Consider the following 24,923-nt stretch of genomic DNA (forward strand, 5'->3'; position numbering starts at 1 on the left):
GTAAATCCCATGAGTATAAACAAATTCAACAGCGAGGGGTATTATGACCCCACTGCCTTCGAGGCAATGTCAGCGGTAGAAAAAGAAGAGAAGGCGCTCCGTGCATTCCGTCCCATCGTGTACATCTGCTCACCCTATGCCGGAGATGTTCCTGCCAATGTCGAAAATGCTCGAAAGTACAGCCGCTTCGCCGTGGATGCCGGATATATTCCCATCGCACCCCACCTGCTGTTTCCGCAGTTTCTGAATGATACCAATCCGAAAGAGCGCCAGCTTGGGCTGTTCTTCGGGAATGCCCTCATGAGCAAGTGCAGCGAGGTGTGGGTATTTGGAGAGCATATCTCAGAAGGCATGGCTGCGGAGATCAAGCGCGCCAAGTGGAAGAATTACAGACTGCGTTATTTTTCTGAAGATTTTAAGGAGGTACACAATGTTTGCAATAACTGAAGGAACCAGAAAGGTTTTCGGAACGGAAATCACCACCTACACCAGAGACGTCGTCAGTGCCAACCTTCTGGAAGTGGAGGCCGGTACAAACGGGTTCCAGGGTGGCGATGCAGGACACGGCAGCCGCGCTTATATCCGCATTGAGAATATGGGCGGCACCGCCATTCAAGTGAACGCACTGGGGCATGACGGCGGGGATGGCTTTGAACTGCATCTCGGCGGCGACTGCGAATTGGAAACCATGATTACGGCACTCAAGTTTATTACGAAAGCCCTGGAAGATGGGGCCAAGGAGGTGTATGACTGATGTTCACGCTGTACAGTGCGGATTATATCAATTCTCCCGGCAACTGCTCCTATCCCCACAAGATCATCGTAACGGATGAGACCACTCTCGCTGCGGCGGTCAGCCACGACTATGTCTGCGCCGAGTATATGAACAGCTACCGCAACGGTGATAATTTCCTCGGCTCCGATTGCCTGCCCGTGGACTGTGACAATGACCACTCCGAGAACCCTGCCGATTGGGTCACCCCGGCAGATGTCCAGGCCGCATTTCCCGGCATCAGTTTTGCGGTGCATTACAGCCGGTTCCATATGCGTGAAAAGAATGGAAAACCCGCCCGGCCTAAGTTCCATGTGCTGTTTCCCATCGAGTACATGACGGACGCTGCCGCTTACAGCGAAATGAAGAAGCTGGTCAATACCATTTTCCCATACTTCGATACCAAGGCGCTGGATGCCGCCCGGTTCTTCTTCGGCACAGCTACCCCAGAGGTGGAAATGTACCCCGGCGAGATGACCTTGAGCGAATATCTTTCCGCTGACGATTTCGATGCGGATCTGCCCGGCGGTTCCCACGGTGGCACGCAGGTTATTCCCGAAGGAAGCCGTAACGCCACTATGTCCCGCTTTGCCGGTCGCGTTATCAAGAAATATGGTGACTGCGAAGAAGCCTTCAACTGCTTTATGGAAGAAGCGGACAAATGCACTCCTCCGCTGGAACAGCAGGAACTGATGACCATTTGGCACTCCGCACAGAAGTTCTATGCCAAGGTTCAACAGCAGGACGGATACGTCCCTCCCGAACTGTACAACGATGATACCTCCTACAAGCCGGACGATTTTTCCGATGTAGGACAGGCCGAGGTGCTGGCAAAGCACTTCTCCGGGGAACTGCGTTATTCTCCGGCAACTCACTACATCCGCTACAACGGTCGGTACTGGCAAGAAACTGAACCCGGCGCACAGGCCGTTGCCCATGAACTGACCCGCCGTCAGATGAGGGAGGCATCCAACGATATGCTCTCGGCCCTCGCCGCACTTAAGGCTTGCGGCGCACAGGAAATCCTGGAAAACACCAGCAAAGCTAAGGCCGAAAGCATGATGAACGATGAACAGCTGGAAGCATACAAGGCATTCCTTGCGGCGAAAGCATATCAGTCCTATGTCATTCAGCGGCGCGCATCCAAAAACATCACCGCCACGCTGAAGGAGTCCCGTCCGATGCTGGAAATCACGCCACAGGATTTGGATGCGAACCCCTTCCTGCTCTGCACCCCGGACGCCACCTATGATCTGCGCCTGGGTATGGCCGGAGCAAGGGAGCATTCCCCAGAGGATTTCATCACCAAGACCACCACAGTCTCTCCCGGTGACCGTGGCAAACAGATCTGGCTGGACTGCCTGGACACCATCTTCTGCGGCGATCAGGAACTCATCGACTATGTGCAGCTGATCTGCGGCCTTGCTGCAATCGGTAAGGTACAGGTCGAGGCCCTCATCATTGCCTATGGCTGTGGCCGCAACGGCAAGTCCACCTTCTGGAACTCCATCTCCCGCGTCATGGGTCTTTACAGCGGCAACATCTCTGCCGACACGCTGACCTTCGGATGCCGCCGCAATGTGAAGCCAGAGATGGCCGAGGTCAAGGGAAAGCGTCTGCTCATCGCAGCAGAGATGCAGGAAGGTGCGCGTCTGAATGACTCTACCGTCAAACAGCTTTGTTCCACCGATGATATCTTTGCCGAAAAGAAATACAAGGACCCGTTCAGCTTCTCTCCCAGCCACAGCCTGGTGCTGTACACCAATCACCTCCCCAGGGTCAGTGCCTCTGACGATGGCACCTGGCGTCGCCTGATCGTGATCCCGTTCAATGCCAAGATTGAGGGCAAGAGCGACATCAAAAATTACGGTGACTACCTGTATCAGAATGCCGCCGAAAGCATTCTCGCCTGGATCATCGAGGGTGCCAAAAAGGTCATTGACCTGGACTACAAATTTCCTGTTCCCGCTATCGTACAGAAAGCCATTGATGATTACCGCAGCCAGAATGACTGGTTTGGCAATTTCCTGGCCGAGAAATGCGATGTGGGCGATGGCTTGAAGGAGAGCTCCAGTGCGCTGTATCAGGCATATCGCAACTACTGTCTGGACTGCAACGAGTATGTGCGCAACACCGCTGACTTCTATCTGGCGCTGGAGAACGCAGGCTTCGAGCGTTTGGTGGTAAGCCGTAAGCGCTATTTTAAGGGCCTGAGCCTGAAGTCCGAGGACGAGGATTTTCTGAACTAAGCGCGGCAATGACAAGGTGTATCAAGGTCATATATAAAAGTTTTCTTAAGGGAAAATTTCAGAAAAAACCATAAGGAAAAGTTTAGGAAAAGACATTGATACACCTTGCACTTTGCCGGAAATCAAGATGGAGAACACATTATGAGAGAAAAAGCAATCGAGCAAAAATTATCCCTGATGGTAAAAAAGCGCGGCGGCATCTGTCCGAAATTCGTGTCTCCCGGATATGATGGGATGCCCGACCGAATCGTGCTGCTGCCGGGTTGCCATTTTGCCTTTGTGGAGGTCAAGGCTCCCGGCAAAAAGCCCCGCCCGCTCCAAATCGCAAGGCACAAATTACTGACCCGCCTCGGCTTCAAGGTCTATGTCCTGGACAACGAAGAACAGATTGGAGGTATCCTGGATGAGATACAAGCCTCATGACTACCAGGCTTATGCCATTGACTACATCGAAACCCACCCCATCGCAGCAGTCCTTTTGGACATGGGCCTTGGCAAAACGAGCATTACGCTGACCGCCATTTTTGACCTGCTGTTTGACAGCTTCGAGGTTCACCGGGTGCTGGTGATTGCACCCCTGCGTGTGGCACGGGACACATGGACGGCTGAAGTGGATAAGTGGGATCACCTTCAGAGCCTCATCTGCTCCGTGGCTGTCGGCACTGAGACAGAACGCAAAGCGGCGCTTATGCGGCAGGCTGACATTTACATCATCAACCGGGAAAATGTCCAGTGGCTCGTTGAGGAAAGCGGCATTCCCTTCACCTTCGACATGATCGTGATTGACGAGCTGTCCTCCTTCAAGAACCACAACACAAAGCGGTTCAAGTCCCTGCTGAAAGTCAGACCCAAGGTCAGCCGCATTGTTGGCCTGACCGGCACTCCCGCCTCCAACGGCCTGATGGATCTGTGGGCAGAGTTCCGCATACTGGACATGGGCCAGCGGCTGGGGCGGTTTATCACCAAGTACCGCACCGACTACTTTATGCCGGACAAACGGAACGGTCAGATCATTTACTCCTACAAACCATTGCCGTATGCGGAGGATGCCATTTACAGGCAGATTTCCGATATCACAATTTCCATGAAGTCCACCGACCACCTGCAGATGCCGGAACTGGTCAGCAGCGAATATATCGTGCGTCTGTCCGATTCCGAACAGGAAGACTATGAGGATCTGAAGCGTGAACTGGTTCTGACCATCCCGGGTGGAGAAATCACTGCTGCCAACGCCGCATCCCTCTCCGGAAAACTGAGCCAGCTTGCCAACGGTGCCATATACGATGATGCCGGTGATGTCCACAACATCCATGACCGCAAGCTGGACGCTTTGGAAGATATCATCGAAGCGGCTAACGGCAATCCGGTTCTGGTGGCCTACTGGTTCAAGCATGATTATGACCGCATTTCGGAACGGCTGAAAAAGTGCCATATCCCGTTTTCCAAGCTGGACACTTCCGACAGCATTCGCAGATGGAACAACGGTGAGATTCCGGTGGCGTTGATCCACCCGGCATCGGCGGGTCATGGTTTGAATCTCCAGTCCGGCGGCTCAACGCTGGTGTGGTTCGGCCTGACCTGGAGTCTGGAACTCTACCAACAGACCGTAGCCCGTCTCTGGCGGCAAGGCCAGACCTCCAAAACCGTGGTGGTGCAGCACATCATCACCAAAGGCACCATTGACGAGCGGATCATGAAGGCACTGCGAAGCAAGGAGCGCACCCAGTCCGCGCTGATTGATGCGGTCAAGGCCGATTTGAAAATCTGAGACAATCTATCGACAACCTAAGACAATCCGTGCCAATCCGAGGATCACAAAATATCGGAGGTACGAATATGGAACCTTATCAGGCATTAGCCAACGCCATCGTAGAACTGGCAGTAAAAGACTACAAGAAAGCCCTCAAACAACACTTCCGTTTTCCCAATAACAAGGATTACGCAAACGAGGTCGCATCATTGGAGCGGTTTTTCCGTTCCGGCTGGTACGGGATGCTGACCAACCTTGACGGCGAAGTCCTTATGACAGGGGTTCGCCGTATGGTGCGACAGGAGGTGGCAGCATGACCGCGAAGGACTTTCTGAACCAGGCTTATCTGTTGGATCAGCGGATAAAAAGCAAATCCGAGCAGATACAGTCCCTGAATGAACTCGCCACCAGCTGTACGGCAACCATGACCGGAATGCCCCACAATCCCAATCGCGGCACTTCCCGGATGGCAGACGCCGTCTGTAAGATCATCGACCTGCAGAACGAGATCGCATCGGATATGGACCGACTGGTTCAGATCAAAAAGGATATCGTGGATGTGATCAGCAAGGTCGAAGATGTGGAACTGCGCATCCTGCTGGAACAGCGGTATCTGTGCGGTGCGACATGGGAGGAAATCACCATGAATCTCTACCACAACCGCCGCTGGATCTTCCGGCTGCATGACAAGGCCCTGGATGCTGTGCAGCAGATTCTTGACGGCAACGAAAGAAGCCACTAAAAGCCACTATAATGCACATTCCCTTTATGATATCATTATAATGCGAAGAAAATGCAGAGAGCCTCATGGGAGCAATCCCGTGGGGCTTTTCTCATGCCCGGATGGAGGTGAACAGATGCCGAGAAAACCAAAGCGCCCCTGCTCCTTTCCTGGCTGCCCCAAATTGACAGACGGAAGATTCTGTGAGGAACACGCCAAACTGGAAGCCCAGCGGTATGAAAAATATGACCGCAACCCAGAAACCAAGCGTCGGTATGGTCGTGCCTGGAAACGCATCCGCGACAGTTATGCCGCCGCCCATCCGCTGTGTGAACTGTGTCTGAAGGAAGGACGGTATGTGAAAACCGAGGAGATCCACCATATCAAACCGCTGTCGGAAGGCGGCACTCACGCACGGGAGAATCTGATTGCCCTCTGTAAGCCCTGCCATGCCAGAATCCACGCTCAGCACGGTGACCGATGGCACAACCGCTGACCCCCAGGGGCGGTCAAAATCTCCAGGCGGCAAGGCCCTGGGAACGGGCGTGGGGTCACGCGTACAAAATCGCATAAGTTTTCGGGGGAATAGCCCCCTGACGGAAAGAAGGTGTACAGAATGGGCCAGCGAGGACCCAAACCAGGCACCGGAGGCAGGCCGAAAAAGGCCATCGCGGATAAGATCACGGACGGCAATCCCGGCAGACGACCGCTGACTGTTATCGATTTTGGTGACAGCGCGGCTGACCTTGAGGGTCAGGAAATGCCGAAGCCGTCCGAATTCCTGTCCGCCCGGCAGAAAGACGGCTCCACCCTCTGTGCCGCAGAAATCTATGAAAATGTGTGGAACTGGCTGAAGGATCGGGGCTGTGTGGCTCTGGTCAATCCGCAGCTCATCGAGCGATACGCCATGGCCAGCGCCCGGTGGATTCAGTGTGAGTCTATCACCAGCGAACTGGGCTTTCTGGCAAAGCACCCCACCACGGGTGCCGCCATCCAGTCGCCCTATGTGGCCATTGCGGATAAATACATGACCCAGGCCAACCGCCTGTGGTCGGAAATCTATCAGATCGTACGGGAGAACTGTACCGGCGAATACAACGGAGCCAATCCCCAGGACGATGTCATGGAACGATTGCTTCGCGCAAGGAAAGGAACGATGTGAATGTTTGAGAAAGTGAACCCTTCCCATCCAGACAAGCTGGCCGACCGCATTGCCGGTGCCCTGGTGGATTACGCCTACACCAAAGAGCATGACCCAAGAATCGCTGCGGAAGTTCTGCTCGGCCACGGCAAGTGCCATATCATTGCGGAAACCTCCGTGCATATTCCCACGGATGTTGTGGTGGCTGCGGTCTACCGCATTGCCGGATGGCATGAGGTGGATTATGTAGAAGTGCCGCAGGACAATCATCTTTCTGAGAATCAGGCAGATGGCATCCGCTGCGGCGACAACGGCATCTTCAAGGGAATGCCCGTAACCGAGGAGCAGAAAACCCTCTCCCACATTGCCCACATCATCTACGGCGAGTATGAGTCCGACGGCAAGTACATTCTGGACGGTATCCGCCTGATCATCTGCCAGAGCAATGCGGACGCAGATGAGTTGGAATGCTGGTATCCCGGTGCGGAGATCAATCCCCTGGGAGACTGGACCGGCGGTACCAATGTGGACACCGGAGTCACCAACCGCAAGCTGGGCAGTGACATGGCCGACTCCGTGACCGGCGGCGGTCTGCATGGTAAAGATCTCAGCAAGGCCGATGTGTCCGTCAACATCTACGCATGGCTGCTGGCCCAGAAAACCGGGAACCCCGTGGAACTCTGCTGCGCCATCGGGGATGATACCGTGGGAGGCATTCCATATTCTGAAATCGTGGAAACGGCAAGAGACTTCATCTGCCAGATTGGCGGGTTTGAGAAGTTCGCCGAGTGGGGTCTGGTATGAACATTGAGAAGAAAAATGTAAAAGACCTACTCCCGGCAGATTACAATCCCCGCAAGGATCTCAAGCCGGGTGATGTGGAATACGAAAAGCTGAAACGCTCCATTGAACAGTTCGGCTATGTGGAGCCGGTAATCTGGAACAAGACCACTGGGCGTGTGGTCGGCGGTCACCAGCGGCTCAAGGTGCTCATTGACATGGGCATCACGGAAGTGGAATGCGTTGTGGTGGAACTGGATGAGGAAAAAGAAAAGGCCCTCAACATTGCTCTCAACAAAATCTCCGGTGACTGGGACAAGGACAAGCTGGCATTGCTGATTGCTGATCTGCAGGGCGCGGATTTTGATGTTTCCCTCACTGGTTTTGAGCCTGCCGAGATTGATGCACTTTTCAAGGATACGCTGAAGGACGGCGTTAAAGAGGATGATTTCGATGTGGACGCGGAACTTCAGAAGCCCACCATCACCAAACCGGGCGATGTGTGGACACTGGGCCGCCACCGCCTGGTCTGCGGGGACAGCACGCAGCCTGAAACCTATGCCCACCTGATGGGTGATACCAAAGCGAACCTCATCATCACCGACCCTCCGTACAATGTGAACTATGAGGGTTCTGCCGGGAAGATCAAAAACGACAATATGGCATCCGAAAAGTTCTATCAGTTCCTTCTGGATGCCTTCACCTGCATGGAAAGCGTGCTGGCGGATGACGGCAGCATCTATGTGTTCCATGCGGACACCGAGGGACTGAATTTCCGCAGGGCGTTTGGCGATGCGGGTTTTTATTTGTCCGGCTGCTGTATCTGGAAAAAGCAGTCCCTGGTTCTGGGCCGCTCCCCGTATCAGTGGCAGCATGAGCCGGTGCTGTACGGATGGAAAAAGAAAGGCAAGCACCAGTGGTACACCGGACGCAAAGAGTCCACCATCTGGGAGTTCGACAAGCCCAAGAAGAACGGCGATCATCCGACCATGAAGCCCATCCCGCTTCTGGCTTATCCCATTATGAACTCCAGCATGAGCAATGCCATGGTACTGGACCCCTTCGGCGGTTCCGGCAGCACGCTGATTGCCTGTGAACAGACCGACCGCATCTGCCGCACCATCGAACTGGATGAAAAGTTCTGCGATGTTATTGTGAAGCGGTATATCGAGCAGGTCGGCAGCGCGGATGGTGTATCTGTCCAGCGGGATGGGCTGACCTATCGATATGATGAAGTTGCCGCAGAGTCCTCCATGACGTAATTGGTAATTTACACTGCTCTGAGGGAACATCTTTGTCAGATTTATACCTCCGAAATTACTTGATAATCTGTGCGTTCAGAGTGATATATGTAGTACCAAATCAAAGGAGGTACGCATTATGCAAATTGAATTCAACAAAACCGGCGCAGAACGCAAGGCTCTTGTAAGTGCCATATCGTCCATTACCGGTGAAAAGGCTGTCTACCAGTTTATGCCGACCTGCGCATATAAAATCGGTAACTTTACGGTGACCAAGGACGGAGCCCTGGAGTTCGATGACCGGATCGACAGCGAGGATGTAGAAACTCTTCTGGACCAGCTTGCCCAGCAGGGATTCACCGCTGCCGAGACCAACATGGCTGAACCGGAAGAACCTATGGGGCTTACCATTTCTGTTCCGTTGGACAAGGTGAACTGCGGCAACCTGACCCGCCTGCTGGAAGCCAAGGGCGGTCTTATCCGCAAGGCTCTGGGTGTGGCCGAACTTCCCATCGAAATCAGCGAGGACAAGGTTTCTTTCCCTTGGTTTTCCACGCTGCCGGAGCCGGAAGAATGCGAAGCCTACTCCCATTTTATCTGCGCACTCTGCGAGATGAGTGTTACGCAGAAACGGGTTAATGCCTCCGAGAAGGAAGTGGACAACGAAAAATACGCTTTCCGCTGCTTCCTCCTCCGGCTTGGCTTCATCGGAAACGAGTACAAAAGCCAGCGAAAAATCCTGCTCCGCAATCTGACCGGCTCCAGCGCATTCAAGTCCGGCTCCAGGAAGGAGGTGGCAACTGATGCGGTTTCCGAGTAAGGCTACGGTAGAATTGCTTCGCAACCGGTATCCGGTGGGTACCCGGGTGGAACTGGTTCAGATGGATGACCCGCAGGCTCCTCCCGTCGGCACGAAAGGTACGGTCAGAGGCGTCGATGACATCGGCAGCATCATGGTTGCCTGGGACAATGGCTCCGGCCTGAGCGTAGCATATGGGGCGGATATTTGCCGAAAGGTTGGTGACACAGATGCCTGATGATGTTCTGGAAGATCTGTTCTTCGGAAAGATCGACCCCTGGGAAAACCGCCCCAGCAACATGGAGGAGTTTCAACTTCTCAATCAGAAAATGAGCAGGCTCAGCGATGCCCTGGATGAACTGCTGGATGATGAAGCAAAATCGCTGCTCGACCAGTACCTTTCCTCCCGTGCCAGCATGGAAACGCTGCTTTCCTGCGACAGCTTCAAGACCGGATTCCGGCTGGGGGCGCAGATCATGATGGCGGTGTATAAAAAGCCGTAATCTACACAGTTTTCCAGCGGATAGTTTGGTACATATATGGCTTCAAATTGACTTGCTATTATGCGGATTCAGAGCGAATATGTGTACACCGAAAGGGAAAAACACACAAAACACGGAGGAAAACACCATGAAAAAGATTACAGCATTTGAAAACGCCATTGCTAACCAGGTCAAGGACATCCGCGCCGAGGGCATCAACGCCACCGCCTTCTGGGCTTATCGCCGCAGCGAGGACGCCGGAAACGACCTCATCGACTTCTCCGAGGTCATTTGGGACGAGGACATCGACCCCATTGCCGAGACTTTCCGGGAGAACGGCATCACCGAGTTCACCATCAGCAGCACCTTCTCCGGACTGATCCCCACCCTGGCGGCTTTCGAGAAGCACGGCTTCAAGATGGCGGGCATCACCGAGGTCAACGCCACCTACACCGACTGGCAGACCAATCAGCGCGCCAGAATCCCCGCCATCCGCATGGTTCAGGATTAACTTTTCCCCCAGCACAGCAAGGGAGCCGGACGGCTCTTTTGCTCGTATATCGCTGTATTTCCCACAGGATACGCCCTGTATCTTTGTGTACATTATGGCTCAGATTCTACTTGCTATATAGGCCAAGTAGAGCGAATATGTATACACCGAAAGGGAAAACAAACGAAAAACGGAGGAAAACACCATGAAAAACGAAGGCATCAAGAGAACCGAAACATACACCGAGAATAAGGCAGCCTGCTACCGCTTGCCCAACACTACCACGATGGAGAACCTTTCCATGCAGGTTTCCGCAGGTGAAGGCGCGGTTCTCAAGATGGGTGACAAGGTTCTGGTCACCGACGCAGCCTGGAAGGGCTTCATCGCCGGGGTTTACGAGTTCATTGAAACACCGGAGGAAACCGGCTTCGGTTACATCGAATGCCGCCTGAACCTCATCGCCATGAGCGCAGAACTTTTCGAAGACGGCGGTCACGCCATCGCCTGGGCGATGAACGCATAAGCAGGCCGAAACAGAAAGTTCCGGGAATGGAGCCGAGAGGCTCTGTTCCTCGTATACGGATTTCATATATTTATATGTTTTTGCAAGTCGCACCGCTGTCGGTGACGACTATTTTTTATACCCATTTTCAGGAGGTGACCCCATGCGCAAGCTGAAGAAATACAAGCCGACCCCTTTCATGGCAGAGGGGTCCCATTACGATAAAGCGGCTGCGGACTACGCCGTAATGTTCATCGAAAGCCTGTGCCACACCAAAGGCACCTGGGCCAGAAAGCCCTTTGAACTGATCGACTGGCAGGAGCAGATTATCCGGGACATCTTCGGAACGCTGAAGCCCAACGGCTATCGGCAGTTCAATACCGCATACATTGAGATTCCCAAGAAGCAGGGCAAGTCCGAACTGGCTGCCGCCGTCGCGCTTCTGCTGACCTGCGGTGACGGTGAGGAACGCGCTGAAGTCTATGGCTGTGCCGCCGACCGGCAGCAGGCATCCATCGTGTTCAATGTAGCAGCGGATATGGTTCGGATGTGCCCGGCACTTTCCAAACGGGTCAAGATCCTCGACTCCCAGAAGCGCATCATCTACCAGCCCACCGGGAGCATCTATCAGGTGCTGTCCGCTGATGTGGGCAACAAGCACGGCTTCAACACCCATGGCGTGGTATTTGACGAACTCCACACCCAACCCAACCGCAAGCTGTACGATGTCATGACCAAAGGCTCCGGCGATGCCCGGATGCAGCCGCTGTATTTCCTCATTACCACCGCCGGGAACGATACGAACTCCATCTGCTATGAAGTTCATCAGAAAGCCAAGGACATTCTGGAAGGCCGCAAAACCGATCATACCTTCTATCCGGTGATTTACGGCGCGGATGAGGGTGACGACTGGACAGACCCGGAGGTTTGGAAAAAGGCCAACCCCTCCCTGGGCATCACAGTCGGCATCGACAAGGTACAGGATGCCTGCGAATCGGCAAAACAGAATCCCGGTGAGGAAAACGCCTTTCGTCAGCTGCGTCTGAACCAGTGGGTCAAACAGGCCGTCCGCTGGATGCCCATGGACAAGTGGGACAAGTGCGCGTTCCCGGTCAACGAGGATGATCTGGAAGGCCGGGTCTGCTACGGCGGTCTGGACTTGTCCTCCACCACGGATATCACGGCATTCGTACTGGTGTTCCCGCCCCAGGATGAGGACGGTAAATATATGGTGCTTCCGTACTTCTGGATACCAGAAGACAATCTCGATCTCCGCGTTCGGCGCGACCATGTGCCTTATGATGTCTGGGAGCGCCAGGGAACGCTGCAGACCACCGAGGGCAATGTGGTTCACTACGGCTACATTGAGAAATTCATTGAGCGGCTGGGCGAACGCTTCAACATCCGGGAGATTGCCTTTGACCGCTGGGGTGCTGTGCAGATGGTTCAGAATCTGGAGGGTATGGGCTTCACGGTGGTTCCATTCGGGCAGGGCTTCAAGGATATGTCACCTCCCACCAAGGAACTGATGAAGCTGGTGCTGGAGGAGAAGATCGCCCACGGTGGTCACCCGGTGCTGCGCTGGATGATGGACAACATCTTCATCCGCACCGACCCGGCTGGCAACATCAAGCCGGACAAGGAAAAATCCACGGAGAAGATCGACGGCGCGGTAGCCACCATTATGGCTCTGGATCGCGCGATCCGCTGTGGCAATGATACGGGTGCTTCCGTCTACGATGATCGGGGCATCCTTTTTATATGAAGGGAGTGATTTCCTATGGGCATTTTATCCGGACTATTCCATTCCCGGGATAAGCCCACTAACAGCACCAACGGCAGCGGTTACCGATTCTTCCTCGGGCAGTCCACCTCGGGCAAGCCAGTGAATGAACGCTCCGCCATGCAGATGACGGCGGTCTACGCCTGCGTCCGCATTCTGTCCGAAGCCATCGCCGGTCTGCCTGTACACCTGTATCAGTACCGGGAGGGCGGAAGTAAGGAAAAGGCGCTGAAGCATCCGCTGTACCGCATTCTCCATGACGAGCCGAACCCGGAGATGACCAGCTTTGTGTTTCGGGAAACCGCCATGTCCCATCTGCTGCTGTGGGGCAACTCCTACTCCCAGATTATCCGAAACGGGAAAGGCGAGGTCGTTGCGTTGTACCCGCTGATGCCCAACCGCATGACCGTTGACCGGGACGATATGGGCCACCTCTACTACCAGTATCAGGTGCAGGATTCCGATACGCCGACCATGAAGGACGGCACGGTGATTCTGAAGCCCTCCGATGTGCTGCACATCCCGGGCCTGGGCTTTGACGGTCTGGTGGGATACAGCCCCATTGCCATGGCGAAGAATGCCATCGGTATGGCAATTGCCTGTGAGGAGTACGGAGCCAAGTTTTTCGCCAACGGCGCGACTCCCGGCGGCATTCTGGAGCATCCGGGGACAGTCAAAGACCCCGCCCGTGTCCGTGACAGCTGGAACGCGGCCTTCGGGGGCAGCGGCAATGCCAATAAGGTGGCTGTGCTGGAAGAAGGCATGAAATACACGCCCATCTCCATCTCCCCGGAACAGGCGCAGTTCCTCGAAACCAGAAAATTTCAGATTGACGAAATCGCTCGGATTTTCCGGGTCCCGCCCCACATGGTCGGTGATCTGGAGAAATCGAGCTTTTCCAATATTGAGCAGCAGTCGCTGGAATTTGTGAAATACACGCTGGAGCCGTGGATCGTGCGCTGGGAGCAGGCCATCAACCGGGCACTGCTTTCGGAGAAAGAAAAGGAATCGTATTTCGTGAAGTTCAACGTGGACGGTCTGCTGCGCGGCGACTATGAGAGCCGGATGAACGGCTACGCCACCGCCAGACAGAACGGCTGGATGTCTGCCAACGACATCCGGGAACTGGAAAACCTGGACCGCATCCCTGCCGAACTCGGCGGTGACCTATATCTCATCAACGGAAACATGACCAAGCTGCAGGACGCGGGTATCTTCGCGGGAAAGGAGGAAACCGAAAATGAAGAAGTTTTGGAACTGGACGAATCTGACTCCAACGGAGACGGAACCGGAGCAGCGGATTCTCACGCTGAACGGCACCATCGCCGAGGAAAGCTGGTTTGACGATGATATCACGCCCCAGCTGTTCCGGGAGGAACTGAATGCCGGGAGCGGCGATATCACAGTCTGGATCAACAGCCCCGGCGGCGACTGTGTGGCTGCGGCTCAAATCTACAATATGCTCATGGATTACAGAGGCAGCGTGACCGTTAAGATTGACGGCATCGCTGCCTCTGCCGCATCCGTCATTGCCATGGCTGGCACCAGGGTGCTGGTGTCTCCTGTGTCGATGATGATGATCCACAATCCCGCCACCATGGCTATGGGCGATGCCGCAGAAATGCAGAAAGCCATCGCCATGCTGGACGAGGTGAAGGAATCCATCATCAACGCCTATGAGATCAAGACTGGCATGAGCCGCGCCAAGCTGTCCCACCTGATGGATGCGGAAACCTGGATGGACGCCCACACGGCGGTCGACCTGGGCTTTGCCGATGAGATTATGACCCGTCCGGCAGACGCTGGCGCGGAGAATCACGTCACCGGGCCGATGCTGTTTTCCCGGGCGGCGGTGACCAACCACCTGATGGACAAACTGGCAGCAAAGTGCCGCATCGAAAAGAAGCCCACCCAACCGGAACGCTCCGTGGATGATCTCATGGAGCGGCTCAATCTGATGAAACATTAAGGAGGATATTGATTATGACGATTCAGGAACTGCGCGAAAAGCGCAACACCGCATGGAATGCCGCCAAGGCATTTCTGGATTCCCATCGTACCGAGAAGGGTACCCTGACCGCCGAGGACGATGCCACTTATACCCGCATGGAGCAGGACATCGCCAATCTCGGCAAGGAAATCGCTCGTCTGGAACGGCAGGAGGCGCTGGATGCGGAACTCAGCAAGCCCGTGAATGCACCCCTCACTTCCAAACCTACCACCGGAAAGCAGCCGGAGGTCAAGACCGGGCGTGCGTCTGACGAATACCGCAAGGGAATGCTGACCGCCCTGCGCACCAACTTCCGTCAGGTCAGCAACGTTCTGCAGGAAGGCGTGGATGCCGATGGCGGCTACCTCGTGCCCGAGGAGTATGACCGCCGCCTGATTCAGACCCTGTCTGAGGAGAACATCATGCGCCGCCTGGGCCACGTGATCACCACTTCCGGTGAGCACAAGATCAATATCGCGGCCACCAAGCCTGCCGCCGCATGGATCGAGGAAGGCGGTGCGCTCCAGTTCTCTGATGCCACCTTTGCCCAGATCCTGCTGGATGCCCACAAGCTGCACGTTGCCATCAAGGTGACTGAGGAGCTGCTCTATGACAGCGCTTTCAATCTGGAAAGCTACATCATCGAGCAGTTTGGCAAGGCGCTGGCCAATGCCGAGGAGGATGCCTTCCTCAACGGCACCGGCGTTGGTCAGCCCCTGGGCCTGTTCGCAGAAGTCGGCGGCGGTCATGTAGCCGGTACGCTTTCTGCCGCACTGAAGGCGGACGATGTGCTGGGCCTCATCTATGAACTCAAGCGCCCCTACCGCAAGAATGCGTCTTTCATTATGAACGACAAGACCGTGGCGCAGATCCGCAAGTTTAAGGACAACAACGGAGCCTACATCTGGCAGCCGTCCTATCAGGCGGGTGAGCCTGACCGCATTCTGGGCTACAGCGTTCATACCTCCGAGTATGTGCCGGAGAACGCCATCGCCTTTGGCGACTATAGCTACTACAACATCGGAGACCGTGGCACCCGTTCCTTCAAGCAGCTGACCGAACTGTTCGCCGGAAACGGCATGATCGGCTATGTGGCCAAGGAACGTGTGGACGGCAAGCTGATCCTGCCCGAGGCGGTGCAGATTCTGAAGCTGAAGACCGAATGACCCTGATTACGGCGGTGCCGCTCTCACGGGTGGTACCGCCAATCTTTTATGACCGAGGTGGTGACGAGATATGATTGTGTCCCTTGATGAAATGAAACAGTATCTCCGGGTGGACTTCGAAGATGACGATGCCATCATCACCGCCCTTATCACAGGAGCCGAAAAGCTGTGTGCGGATATTCTCCGGGCGGACAGTACCGATGTTCTGACCCAGGTAGAGAACGGCAGGGTGGCGGTCATGTACACGGTAGCCTATTTCTACGAACATCGGGAGGAAGCCGACCATCACGCCCTGACCCTGACCCTCCGTTCTCTGCTCTTCGGTTCCCGGAAGGAGGCCTTCTGATGAAGATTGAACTGCTGAATGTCCGCATCTACCTCAGTAAAAACACGGTGACGGTGGATTCTATCGGCAATCACAAAAACGAGTGGGAGCCCTACTACACCTGCTATGCCACGGTCAGTGCCGAGGGCGGCAAGGAAATGACCGATGCCGGGATGGAGGTGGACGATTCCACCATTGATTTTACCATCCGCTGGTGCAGGCAGTCCGCCGCGATTACCTCCACAAGCTACCGGGTTCAGTTCCAGGATGAACTTTACGACATTCTTTCAGTCGATCACATGAATTTCAAGCGCAAGGGTATCAAGCTACACTGCCGGAAAGTGAGACGATGATATGGCAAATACGAAGATTTCCATTGATTCGCTCTCCGAAACCGTCATGAAGGAACTGAACGAGTATGCCGATGTGGCCTGTGATGAGATGAAGGACGCAGTGAAAAGTTCCAGCAAGCTGGTGAAGGATCAGATCAAGGCCACCGCGCCCAGGGAGACTGGAGCCTATGCGAAAAGCTGGTCTACCAAGAACACCCGGGAGACCGCCCACTCTCTTGAGGTGACCGTGTATTCCCGCAACCGCTATCAGCTGGCGCATCTGCTGGAGCACGGTCATGCCAAGCGCGGCGGTGGCAGGGTCCCGGGCCGGAGCCACATCGCCCCGGCAGAACAGGCTGGCATCGACCAGCTGGAGAAAGACATCGAAAGGAGCCTGCGGCATGGATAAGCTGGTACAAATACTGACGGAATCCGGGCTGCCCTTTGCCTATGACCATTTCGCGGAGGGCGAGTCCCCGGAGCCGCCGTTTGTCTGTTATCTGCTCCCGGGCAGCGACAACTTCGCCGCTGACGGAGCAGTCTACTATAAAATCTCCGAAGTTCATATCGAACTGTACACCGATTGCAAGGACTTGTCGGTGGAACAGCAGCTGGAGGCTGTGCTGGATCGGCACTGCATTTTTTATGAGAAAACTGAAACCTGGATAGAGAGCGAACGGCTCTATGAAGTCCTGTACTACTTTGAAATGGAGGTTTGACCGCGATGAGCAATAAAGTCAAATACAATCTGAAGAATGTTCATGCCGCCAAGCTGACCGAAACGGTCGTGGACGGTGTGACCACCTTTACCTATGATCCCCCAAAGGCTATTCCCGGCGCTGTCAGCCTGAGTCTGGATGCGGAGGGTGATTCCTCTCCCTTCTATGCGGACGGCATCGTGTATTTCCGCACCAGTTCCAACAACGGCTACAGCGGCGATCTGGAGATGGCCCTCATCCCGGAGTGGTTTCGCACCGAAATCCTGCGGGAAAAGCTGGACTCGAAGGGCGTGCTGGTGGAAAAGTCCGACGTCACCGAGACGGAGAAGTTTGCGCTCCTGTTTGAGTTTGACGGCGATGTGAAGGCCATTCGTCATGTGCTGTACAACTGTAGCGCATCCCGTCCTTCCATCGAGTCCAAGACCAAGGAGGACACCATCGAGCCGGGTACGGAAACCCTGTCCCTAACCGCCGATCCCCGCAGCGATGGCCTGGTCAAGAGCCGCACCGGCGATACCACGGACAAGACTGCCTATGACAACTGGTACAAGGAAGTCTATGTCCCCGATGAGGAGGTGGCCTGATTATGCTGGAGAAAACCGTGAAGATTGGCGATAAAGAGGTCAAGTTCCGCTCCTCCGCCACCATCCCCCGTTTGTACCGCATCAAGTTCAAGCGGGATATTTTTAAGGATCTGTCCAGGCTGGAGGCTTCCTACAGCAAGAAGAAAAATGAGGACGGCTCCTTTGCCATCGAGGATCTGGAGATCTTCGAGAATGTGGCCTACATCATGGCCTACCATGCCGACCACTCCATCCCGGACAACATTGATGACTGGCTCGACCAGTTTGAAATGTTCTCCATCTATGAAGTGCTGCCGGAAATTCTGGAACTGTGGGGTTCCAATCTGGTGACCGATGTGGCTTCTAAAAAAAACTCCAGCGCAGCAGCCGTGAAATGACCACGGCCCTGTTCCTCCTGCGGTGCACCGAGATCGGCATCTCCATCGCTGACCTTGACCTCCTCACCATAGGCCTTGTGATGGATATGTGGACGGAGAAAGGCAACGATGGCGTGGCCTATGACAAGGTGGCATCGCAGGAGGATTTTGATCGGTTCTAAGGAGGTGACGCTTTTATGGCAAGCAGAATCAAAGGTATTACCGTTGAGATTGGCGGCGATACCACAGGACTGGACAAGGCGCTGAAAAGCGTCAACTCGTCCATCAAGACCACCCAGTCCGGTCTGAAGGATGTATCCAAGCTGCTGAAGCTGGACCCGACCAATACGGAACTGCTGACGCAGAAACAGAAACTGCTCAAGGACGCCATCGGCTCCACCAAGGAGAAGCTGGATGCTCTGAAACTGGCCCAGGAGCAGGCCAAAGCCCAGCTGGAAAGCGGCGACCTGGGGCAGGATAAATACGATGCCCTCCAGCGGGAGATCATCGAAACCGAGCAGGAACTGAAACGTCTGCAGGAACAGGCCATTGAATCCAATGCGGCTCTGGCTAAAATCGAGGATGTCGGTGATAAACTGCAAACTGCCGGGGACAAAATCTCCGGTGTCGGACAGCAGCTGCTCCCGGTGACCGCCGCTGTAACGGGACTGGGTACCGCCGCCGTAAAGACCACGGCGGACTTCGACACCTCCATGAGCCAGGTGCAGGCCACCATGGGCATCACCAAGGACGCAGTATCCGAACTGAACGGCGAATCCGTCAATACGGTAGAAGCTCTCCGCGCCCTTGCCAAGCAGATGGGTTCTGAAACGGCCTTCTCTGCCAGTGAGTGTGCGGATGCCATGAACTATCTGGCACTGGCCGGTTACGATACGCAGGAAATTTACGATACGCTGCCCACCGTGCTGAATCTCGCTGCGGCTGGCGGCATCGACCTGGCTTCCGCTTCGGATATGGTCACAGATGCCATGTCCGCTCTCGGGATGGAAACCAGCGAAGCGGATACCATGGTGGATCAGATGTCCAAGACGGCATCCACCACCAATACCTCCGTTGCCCAGCTGGGTGAAGCCATCCTGACCATCGGCGCAACCGCCAAGACGGTCAAGGGCGGCACAGCGGAACTGAATGCCGCTCTGGGCATCCTCGCCAACAATGGCATCAAGGGTGCGGAGGGCGGTACCCATCTGCGAAATGTAATTCTTGCCCTGCAAAGCCCCACGGACAAAGCCGCAGCCTGTATGGAGAGCCTTGGCGTGGAGGTCTACGACTCCGAGGGCAATATGCGTTCCCTCAACGATATTCTGGGGGATTTGAATACCAGTATGGACGGGATGACTTCCGCTGAAAAGCAGAACATCATCTCGTCCATTTTCAATAAAACCGATCTGGCCGCTGTCAATTCGCTGCTGGCGAACACAGGAGATACCTGGGACAGTCTCCAGCAGTCCATTACGGAAAGCGGCGGTGCGGCCCAGCAGATGGCGGATACCCAGCTGGACAACCTGTCCGGTCAGATCACCATTCTGAAATCCGCTCTGGAGGGTCTGGCCATTTCCTTCGGCGAAATCCTTATGCCGAAGATCCGTGCAGCGGCAAAGAAAATCCAGGAATTTGTGGACAAGCTGAACGGCATGAACGATGAGCAGAAGGAAACCGTGGTAAAAATTGCTGCGGTAGTCGCTGCCATCGGTCCCATGCTCATCCTCTTCGGCAAGGTAACTTCCACGGTTGGCACAGCCATGAAGGGCTTTTCCGGGCTGACGAAGGGCATCGCCAAGCTGGGCGTAAAGATCGCCGGGAGCAGCGGCTCCATCACAGGACTGGGAAGTGCGCTTGGGGCCGTGGCCGGGCCGGTGCTTGCCGTGGTGGCGGTGATCGGCACGCTGGCAGCCGCCTTTGCAACGCTCTGGAAAACCAACGATGAATTTCGTGAAAATATCATCGGCACATGGAATCAGATCAAAGAAACCGTCAGCGGCTTCTGTCAGGGCATCGTTGACCGGCTGAACAGCCTGGGTTTTGAATTTGAAAGCATTACCGAAGTGCTGTCCGCTGTATGGCAGGGGTTCTGCAATCTTCTCGCTCCGGTTTTTGAGGGTGTGTTCAACCACATCGCCAATACACTGTCCACGGTTCTGAATGTTATTCTTGGGATCGTGGATGTATTCATTTCCGTATTCCAGGGCGACTGGTCCGGTGCGTGGGAGGCCGTGAAGGGAATCTTCACCACTATGTGGGAAGGGCTGGTCAGCTGGTTTGAGAATATTCTGGGTACGCTCAAGGGCGTGGCGGATGTGGTGCTGGGATGGTTTGGCACCAGCTGGGATGAGGTGTGGAACGCTGTATCCACAACCTTCACAAATATCTGGAACGGTATCATCACCTTCTTCTCGAATACCTGGGAAACCATCAAAAACGTGGTCAGTGTGGGCATCCAGTTCATTGGCTCTCTGCTGGAGGCGGCATGGGATATCATCACGCTGCCGTTCCAGCTGATCTGGGAGAACTGCGGCGATACCATCACCAGCATCTGGGAAACCATCAAAACCACGGTGGGCAGCGCCATCAACGCCGTCTCCACTACGCTGTCCACTGTGATGAACGCCATCCAGACAACCATCAGCACCATTTGGACTGCCATCAGCACAAAGATCAGCACGGTGGTGGGCGGCATCAAAACGACCGTGTCCACTGTGTTTAACGCAATCAAAACCACGGCCACCACCATCTGGAACGGCATCAAGACCTCCATCTCCACGGTGGTGGATGGGGTCAAAACCAAGGTGACCACGGTGTTCAATTCCGTGAAAAGCACCCTGTCCTCGGTGTTCAGCAGCATCAAGAGTACCGCCACCTCGGTGTGGAACGGGATCAAGAGCGCCATTACCGGGCCGATTGACCAGGCCAAGACGCATATCAGCAATGCGCTGAACAGCATCAAGAATTTCTTTGCCAACTGTAAGCTGTCCTTGCCGCATATCAAGATGCCCCACTTCAGTATCTCCGGCAGCTTCTCTCTGAACCCGCCCAGTGTACCGCACCTTTCTGTGTCCTGGTACAAGGAGGGCGGCATCATGACTGACCCGACCCTGTTCGGCTTCAACGGCTCCAGTCTTATGGCTGGCGGTGAAGCGGGGCCGGAAGCCATTCTGCCGCTGAAGGGCTTTTACACCAAGCTGGAAGCCATGCTGGACAGCAAGCTGAATATAAGCGGCATGGAGAAATATCTGGCGGTTATTGCCCGGAACAGTGAGAAGGGCATCTATCTGGACGGCAGCACCCTGGTGGGCAAGCTGGCACCCGGCATGAACCGGCAGCTGGGCATTCTGGCCGCACAGGAGGTGTACCGATGAGTACCATGACAAACGGTGCCACCATTACGGTGATTGCTACCGGAAAAAGCTATCATACCCTCCGGGACTGGGGCCTTGCCATCGGGAACAACAACTGCATTGGCACCCCGGTTCAGGAGACCTTTTATCTGGATGTCCCCGGTGCGGACGGCTTTCTGGATTATTCCGAAGCCCTCACCGGGCGTCCCATTTTCAAGCAGCGTCCCATTGAGATCATCCTGGGCGGCAAGATGGACAGACGCATCTGGAACTCCTTTATTTCCAGTATCCGAATCCTGCTTCACGGCAAGCGGGTGCGGATTGTCTTTGACGATTTCCCCGGCTACTACTGGGAAGGCCGCGCCGAGGTGACGGAGTTTGACCGGGTGCGGGAAATCGGCACCTTCAAGCTGTCCATCCCCCAGGCAGACCCCTATGGCTACAGTCTCAATGACAACAGCACCCCAAACTGGCTGTGGAATCCTTTTGATTTTGAACTGGGTGTCATTGACGATCCCATTCAAATTACGCTCACGGCAGACAGCCCTACTGCTGCCTGTACCATCCCGCACAGCGCAGTGCCCTTTGTGGTCAGCGTGGTGGTTTCTGAGATTGGAGAAACCGGGCTGAAGATGACGGTGGATGGAGACGATTATCTCCTGCAAAAGGGCGAGAACCGTCTTGCCGAGCTGCTGGTGGGCGACAGCGATCTGACGCTGAATTTTTCCGGGCGCGGCAGTCTGTGTGTTTACTTCCGAAGGAGGGTGATCTGATGTACAAAGTCAAGCTGGACGGCTATGTGCTGTATCACGCAGACCACCCCTCCGCCATGCTGACCGACCCGGTTCTGGAGCTGGAGCCGGGGTACGCCGGTGTGTTTACGGCAACGGTCCCGCCGGACAACCCGCTCTACGACCGCATCTGCTGCCGGAAATCCATGGTTTCCGTATTCCGTAACAACAGGGAGATTTTTTACGGTGAGGTGCGGAAGGTCCCCAATATTGACCGCTACCGGAACAAGCAGATCTACTGCACCGGGGCGCTGAGTTTTCTGGCGGATTCCATCCAGCCCCAGGCGGAGTACCACGATATTTCCCCGGCAGCACTGCTGGGAAAGATGTTGGAAATCCACAACAGTCAGGTGGAGACGCGCAAGCAGATCAAGCTGGGCTATGTCTCCGTCACCGACCCCAACAACAGCCTCTACCGCTACACCAACTACGAAAACACACTGGAAGCCATCCGGGAGAAGCTGGTGAATCGGCTGGGCGGATATCTGCGGCTGCGCCATGTGGATGACCAGCTGATCCTGGATTGGGTCAGCATCGAGCAGTACGGCAGCTACAGCACCCAGCCCATTGAGTTCGGACTGAATCTGCTGGACTACTCCGAAACCACCTCCGCAGAGGATGTGGTGACGGCGCTGATTCCTTTTGGTGCGACCCTGGAGGGCGAATCGGAGATTGAAGCCCTGGAAAAGCGGGTGGACATTACCTCCGTCAACGATGGAAAGAACTATGTGTTTTCGCAGGACGCAGTGGATCAGTTCGGCTGGGTCTGGGCCACCAACACCTGGGACGATGTGACCGTCCCGGCAAACCTCAAAGCCAAGGCCGAGGAGTGGCTCTCCAGCACTCAGTTTGAAACCATGTCCCTGACGCTGACGGCGGCTGACCTCTCGGAATTGGGTCATGACTATGATGCGTTCGCAGAGGGTGACCGCATCCACTGCCTTGCAAAGCCCTACGGCATGGACATTGTTCTTCCGGTGATGAAGCTGACGATCCCGCTCCAGAACCCAGCCGGGCGGACGCTGGAGCTGTCCAGCAAGCAGCAGAAAACCTATACCAGCCAGCAGTCGGCGGTGCGCAATCAGCTGAGGAGTGAACAGAACGATGCCATCAGCATCTCCAACCGGAATATCCAGATCAGCATTGACAACCTGACTGCTATGATGACCGGTGCCAAGGGCGGCTACAAGCTGACGGAGTATGACGAGGATGGGCGCTGGCTCCGGGACCTGTACATGGATACCCCGGACAAGACCACCGCCAAGCGGATCATGCAGATCAACAAGGACGGCATTGCCGCCAGTACTACCGGCTATGAAGGCCCCTATACGGTGGGCATCACGGTGGACGGTCAGATACTCGGCAGCTGGATTGCCGCCAATTCCATCGACACCAACCAGCTGAGTATCGGCCTGAACAACTGGATCAAGGGCACGGATGACGGCATTGCCTCCAAGGTTGAAAAGGACGGCATCATCTCCGCCATCAACCAGAGTTCTGAGGAGGTGGCCATCCAGGCACAGCGCATCAATCTGAACGGAGCCATTACCGCCAACAACTACTTCAAAATCAAGACCGATGGCAGTATGGAAGCCATCGCGGGACAGATCGGCGGCTTCAACATCAACAGCGACTATATCGCCTTTGGTGACTGGACCCATGCCAGCAACTGGCTCTCCATGTGTACGCCCCACGGCGGCGCTGGTGATGTGTACCTGGGTAAAGGCGGTATCTCCACCGACTCATTTGATGGGCAGTCCGGCAGTATCGTTCGTTCTATCAAGATGACCGAGGGAACCATTGGCTTTTACAAGGGTGCTTATGAATGCGGTTTTGTCGGGGTCAGTGACAGCAACGAGATTCGGATGAGCCTGATGGATAAAGAAAAGAACAACATTCTGAATGTTCATCACGACTGGCTGGAACTGCCCGTTTTCACGCAGGTATCCGGCGACCTGTCCGTATTGGGAAGCAAGGCCCGGTGTGTCAAGACCAGAGACTACGGCGAACGCAAGCTCTACGCCTATGAGACGCCCGCACCCTATTTCGGAGACATCGGTGAAGGGATGATTGCGGAGGACGGCCTTTGCTATGTGTCCATCGATCCGGTGTTCGCCCAGTGTGTATCACTGGAAAGCTACCAGGTGTTCCTCCAGGCGTATGGCTCCGGCGAAATCGCGCTGACAGGCAGATACAGCGACCATTTCGTGGTTTCCGGCACTCCGGGGCTGTCCTTTGGCTGGGAAATCAAGGCGAAGCAGATTGATTATGACCAGCTTCGCATGACGGAAGAGCGCGGACAGGTTGACACTTCTACGACCAACTATGGAGCCGAAGCGGCTTCTTATCTGACATCCATTACAGAAGGGAGAATCACCACATGAAGAAAGTTACCTCCGTCACATTCTGGAATGATGCCGTGGGCAAGCGGCTCAGCATCACCTATTCCGAAATTGACGATACCACCGGGCAGATCATCCGGGACAACTACCGCATCGACCGGGTGCTGGTGGATAAAACCGCCGTTGCTGCCTGTGACAGCATTGCCGATGTTGCCCAGGCTTTTATTGATTCTATCGAGTAAACGAAGGGAG

31 protein-coding genes are annotated in these 24,923 nt (G+C 55.1%); all 31 read left to right on the forward strand.

Annotated elements, in window-relative coordinates:
* Nucleotides 1-9: 9 nt before the first annotated feature.
* A complete protein-coding gene (locus H8709_RS03855; protein WP_262397055.1) occupies nt 10-447 on the forward strand; it encodes a DUF7768 domain-containing protein in 438 nt (145 codons plus the stop codon).
* Complete coding sequence (locus H8709_RS03860) at nt 431-754, forward strand: hypothetical protein (RefSeq protein ID WP_262397056.1); 324 nt, start codon at nt 431-433, stop codon at nt 752-754. Before H8709_RS03855 ends, H8709_RS03860 begins: the two co-directional genes overlap by 17 nt.
* Nucleotides 754-3,021 (forward strand): phage/plasmid primase, P4 family, encoded by a 2,268-nt coding sequence (locus tag H8709_RS03865; protein ID WP_262397057.1) that lies wholly within the window; start codon nt 754-756, stop codon nt 3,019-3,021. Before H8709_RS03860 ends, H8709_RS03865 begins: the two co-directional genes overlap by 1 nt.
* A gap of 141 nt (nt 3,022-3,162) precedes the next feature.
* A complete protein-coding gene (locus tag H8709_RS03870; protein WP_262397058.1) occupies nt 3,163-3,444 on the forward strand; it encodes a VRR-NUC domain-containing protein in 282 nt (93 codons plus the stop codon).
* On the forward strand, nt 3,425-4,789 hold the full coding sequence (locus tag H8709_RS03875; RefSeq protein WP_262397059.1) for a DEAD/DEAH box helicase: 1,365 nt from the start codon (nt 3,425-3,427) through the stop codon (nt 4,787-4,789). Before H8709_RS03870 ends, H8709_RS03875 begins: the two co-directional genes overlap by 20 nt.
* A gap of 68 nt (nt 4,790-4,857) precedes the next feature.
* Nucleotides 4,858-5,088 carry a hypothetical protein gene (locus H8709_RS03880; protein WP_262397060.1) on the forward strand — a complete coding sequence of 77 codons (231 nt, stop codon included), beginning with the start codon at nt 4,858-4,860 and terminating at the stop codon, nt 5,086-5,088.
* Nucleotides 5,085-5,513: a hypothetical protein gene (locus tag H8709_RS03885; RefSeq protein WP_262397061.1), complete on the forward strand. Its 429-nt coding sequence runs from the start codon at nt 5,085-5,087 to the stop codon at nt 5,511-5,513. The genes H8709_RS03880 and H8709_RS03885 overlap by 4 nt, the downstream gene beginning before the upstream one ends.
* Before the next feature lie 115 nt (nt 5,514-5,628).
* Nucleotides 5,629-5,988, forward strand: a complete 360-nt coding sequence (locus H8709_RS03890; protein ID WP_262397062.1) for an HNH endonuclease — start codon at nt 5,629-5,631, stop codon at nt 5,986-5,988.
* A gap of 120 nt (nt 5,989-6,108) precedes the next feature.
* Nucleotides 6,109-6,654 carry a P27 family phage terminase small subunit gene (locus H8709_RS03895; protein ID WP_262397063.1) on the forward strand — a complete coding sequence of 182 codons (546 nt, stop codon included), beginning with the start codon at nt 6,109-6,111 and terminating at the stop codon, nt 6,652-6,654.
* On the forward strand, nt 6,655-7,437 hold the full coding sequence (locus H8709_RS03900) for an S-adenosylmethionine synthetase N-terminal domain-containing protein (RefSeq protein ID WP_262397064.1): 783 nt from the start codon (nt 6,655-6,657) through the stop codon (nt 7,435-7,437).
* Nucleotides 7,434-8,675, forward strand: coding sequence for a site-specific DNA-methyltransferase (locus tag H8709_RS03905; RefSeq protein WP_262397065.1), 1,242 nt, complete (start codon nt 7,434-7,436; stop codon nt 8,673-8,675). Before H8709_RS03900 ends, H8709_RS03905 begins: the two co-directional genes overlap by 4 nt.
* A gap of 118 nt (nt 8,676-8,793) precedes the next feature.
* The gene (locus H8709_RS03910) at nt 8,794-9,474 is read left to right on the forward strand and encodes a virulence protein (RefSeq protein WP_262397066.1); all 681 of its coding nucleotides are present in this window, start codon (nt 8,794-8,796) and stop codon (nt 9,472-9,474) included.
* Nucleotides 9,458-9,691 carry a DUF4314 domain-containing protein gene (locus H8709_RS03915; protein ID WP_262397067.1) on the forward strand — a complete coding sequence of 78 codons (234 nt, stop codon included), beginning with the start codon at nt 9,458-9,460 and terminating at the stop codon, nt 9,689-9,691. Before H8709_RS03910 ends, H8709_RS03915 begins: the two co-directional genes overlap by 17 nt.
* Nucleotides 9,684-9,956, forward strand: a complete 273-nt coding sequence (locus H8709_RS03920) for a DUF6809 family protein (protein WP_262397068.1) — start codon at nt 9,684-9,686, stop codon at nt 9,954-9,956. Before H8709_RS03915 ends, H8709_RS03920 begins: the two co-directional genes overlap by 8 nt.
* Nucleotides 9,957-10,083: 127 nt before the next feature.
* Nucleotides 10,084-10,446: a DUF7698 family protein gene (locus H8709_RS03925; protein ID WP_262397069.1), complete on the forward strand. Its 363-nt coding sequence runs from the start codon at nt 10,084-10,086 to the stop codon at nt 10,444-10,446.
* A gap of 184 nt (nt 10,447-10,630) precedes the next feature.
* Nucleotides 10,631-10,948, forward strand: a complete 318-nt coding sequence (locus H8709_RS03930) for an Nmad4 family putative nucleotide modification protein (protein ID WP_262397070.1) — start codon at nt 10,631-10,633, stop codon at nt 10,946-10,948.
* A gap of 142 nt (nt 10,949-11,090) precedes the next feature.
* The gene (locus H8709_RS03935) at nt 11,091-12,692 is read left to right on the forward strand and encodes a terminase large subunit (protein WP_262397071.1); all 1,602 of its coding nucleotides are present in this window, start codon (nt 11,091-11,093) and stop codon (nt 12,690-12,692) included.
* A gap of 15 nt (nt 12,693-12,707) precedes the next feature.
* A complete protein-coding gene (locus H8709_RS03940) occupies nt 12,708-14,054 on the forward strand; it encodes a phage portal protein (RefSeq protein ID WP_262397072.1) in 1,347 nt (448 codons plus the stop codon).
* Nucleotides 13,951-14,679 (forward strand): head maturation protease, ClpP-related, encoded by a 729-nt coding sequence (locus tag H8709_RS03945; RefSeq protein ID WP_262397073.1) that lies wholly within the window; start codon nt 13,951-13,953, stop codon nt 14,677-14,679. Before H8709_RS03940 ends, H8709_RS03945 begins: the two co-directional genes overlap by 104 nt.
* Before the next feature lie 14 nt (nt 14,680-14,693).
* On the forward strand, nt 14,694-15,866 hold the full coding sequence (locus H8709_RS03950) for a phage major capsid protein (protein ID WP_262397074.1): 1,173 nt from the start codon (nt 14,694-14,696) through the stop codon (nt 15,864-15,866).
* Between the two features lie 91 nt (nt 15,867-15,957).
* On the forward strand, nt 15,958-16,212 hold the full coding sequence (locus H8709_RS03955; protein ID WP_392391652.1) for a head-tail connector protein: 255 nt from the start codon (nt 15,958-15,960) through the stop codon (nt 16,210-16,212).
* Nucleotides 16,212-16,544, forward strand: a complete 333-nt coding sequence (locus H8709_RS03960) for a phage head closure protein (RefSeq protein WP_262397076.1) — start codon at nt 16,212-16,214, stop codon at nt 16,542-16,544. Before H8709_RS03955 ends, H8709_RS03960 begins: the two co-directional genes overlap by 1 nt.
* A gap of 1 nt (nt 16,545) precedes the next feature.
* Complete coding sequence (locus H8709_RS03965) at nt 16,546-16,932, forward strand: HK97 gp10 family phage protein (RefSeq protein WP_262397077.1); 387 nt, start codon at nt 16,546-16,548, stop codon at nt 16,930-16,932.
* Entirely contained in the window at nt 16,925-17,242 is a 318-nt protein-coding gene (locus H8709_RS03970; protein WP_262397078.1) for a hypothetical protein, read from the forward strand. Before H8709_RS03965 ends, H8709_RS03970 begins: the two co-directional genes overlap by 8 nt.
* 5 nt (nt 17,243-17,247) lie before the next feature.
* On the forward strand, nt 17,248-17,826 hold the full coding sequence (locus H8709_RS03975; RefSeq protein WP_262397079.1) for a major tail protein: 579 nt from the start codon (nt 17,248-17,250) through the stop codon (nt 17,824-17,826).
* Nucleotides 17,827-17,828: 2 nt separating this feature from the next.
* Complete coding sequence (locus H8709_RS03980) at nt 17,829-18,203, forward strand: hypothetical protein (protein ID WP_262397080.1); 375 nt, start codon at nt 17,829-17,831, stop codon at nt 18,201-18,203.
* Entirely contained in the window at nt 18,200-18,364 is a 165-nt protein-coding gene (locus H8709_RS03985) for a hypothetical protein (protein ID WP_262397081.1), read from the forward strand. The genes H8709_RS03980 and H8709_RS03985 overlap by 4 nt, the downstream gene beginning before the upstream one ends.
* A 15-nt stretch (nt 18,365-18,379) precedes the next feature.
* Nucleotides 18,380-21,559 (forward strand): phage tail tape measure protein, encoded by a 3,180-nt coding sequence (locus H8709_RS03990; RefSeq protein ID WP_262397082.1) that lies wholly within the window; start codon nt 18,380-18,382, stop codon nt 21,557-21,559.
* The gene (locus H8709_RS03995) at nt 21,556-22,311 is read left to right on the forward strand and encodes a phage tail family protein (protein WP_262397083.1); all 756 of its coding nucleotides are present in this window, start codon (nt 21,556-21,558) and stop codon (nt 22,309-22,311) included. The genes H8709_RS03990 and H8709_RS03995 overlap by 4 nt, the downstream gene beginning before the upstream one ends.
* Nucleotides 22,311-24,713 (forward strand): phage tail protein, encoded by a 2,403-nt coding sequence (locus tag H8709_RS04000; RefSeq protein WP_262397084.1) that lies wholly within the window; start codon nt 22,311-22,313, stop codon nt 24,711-24,713. The genes H8709_RS03995 and H8709_RS04000 overlap by 1 nt, the downstream gene beginning before the upstream one ends.
* Entirely contained in the window at nt 24,710-24,913 is a 204-nt protein-coding gene (locus tag H8709_RS04005) for a hypothetical protein (protein WP_262397085.1), read from the forward strand. The genes H8709_RS04000 and H8709_RS04005 overlap by 4 nt, the downstream gene beginning before the upstream one ends.
* Nucleotides 24,914-24,923: the final 10 nt, after the last annotated feature.

Source organism: Zongyangia hominis (genome assembly GCF_014385095.1).
GTDB classification, from domain to species: domain Bacteria; phylum Bacillota; class Clostridia; order Oscillospirales; family Ruminococcaceae; genus Zongyangia; species Zongyangia hominis.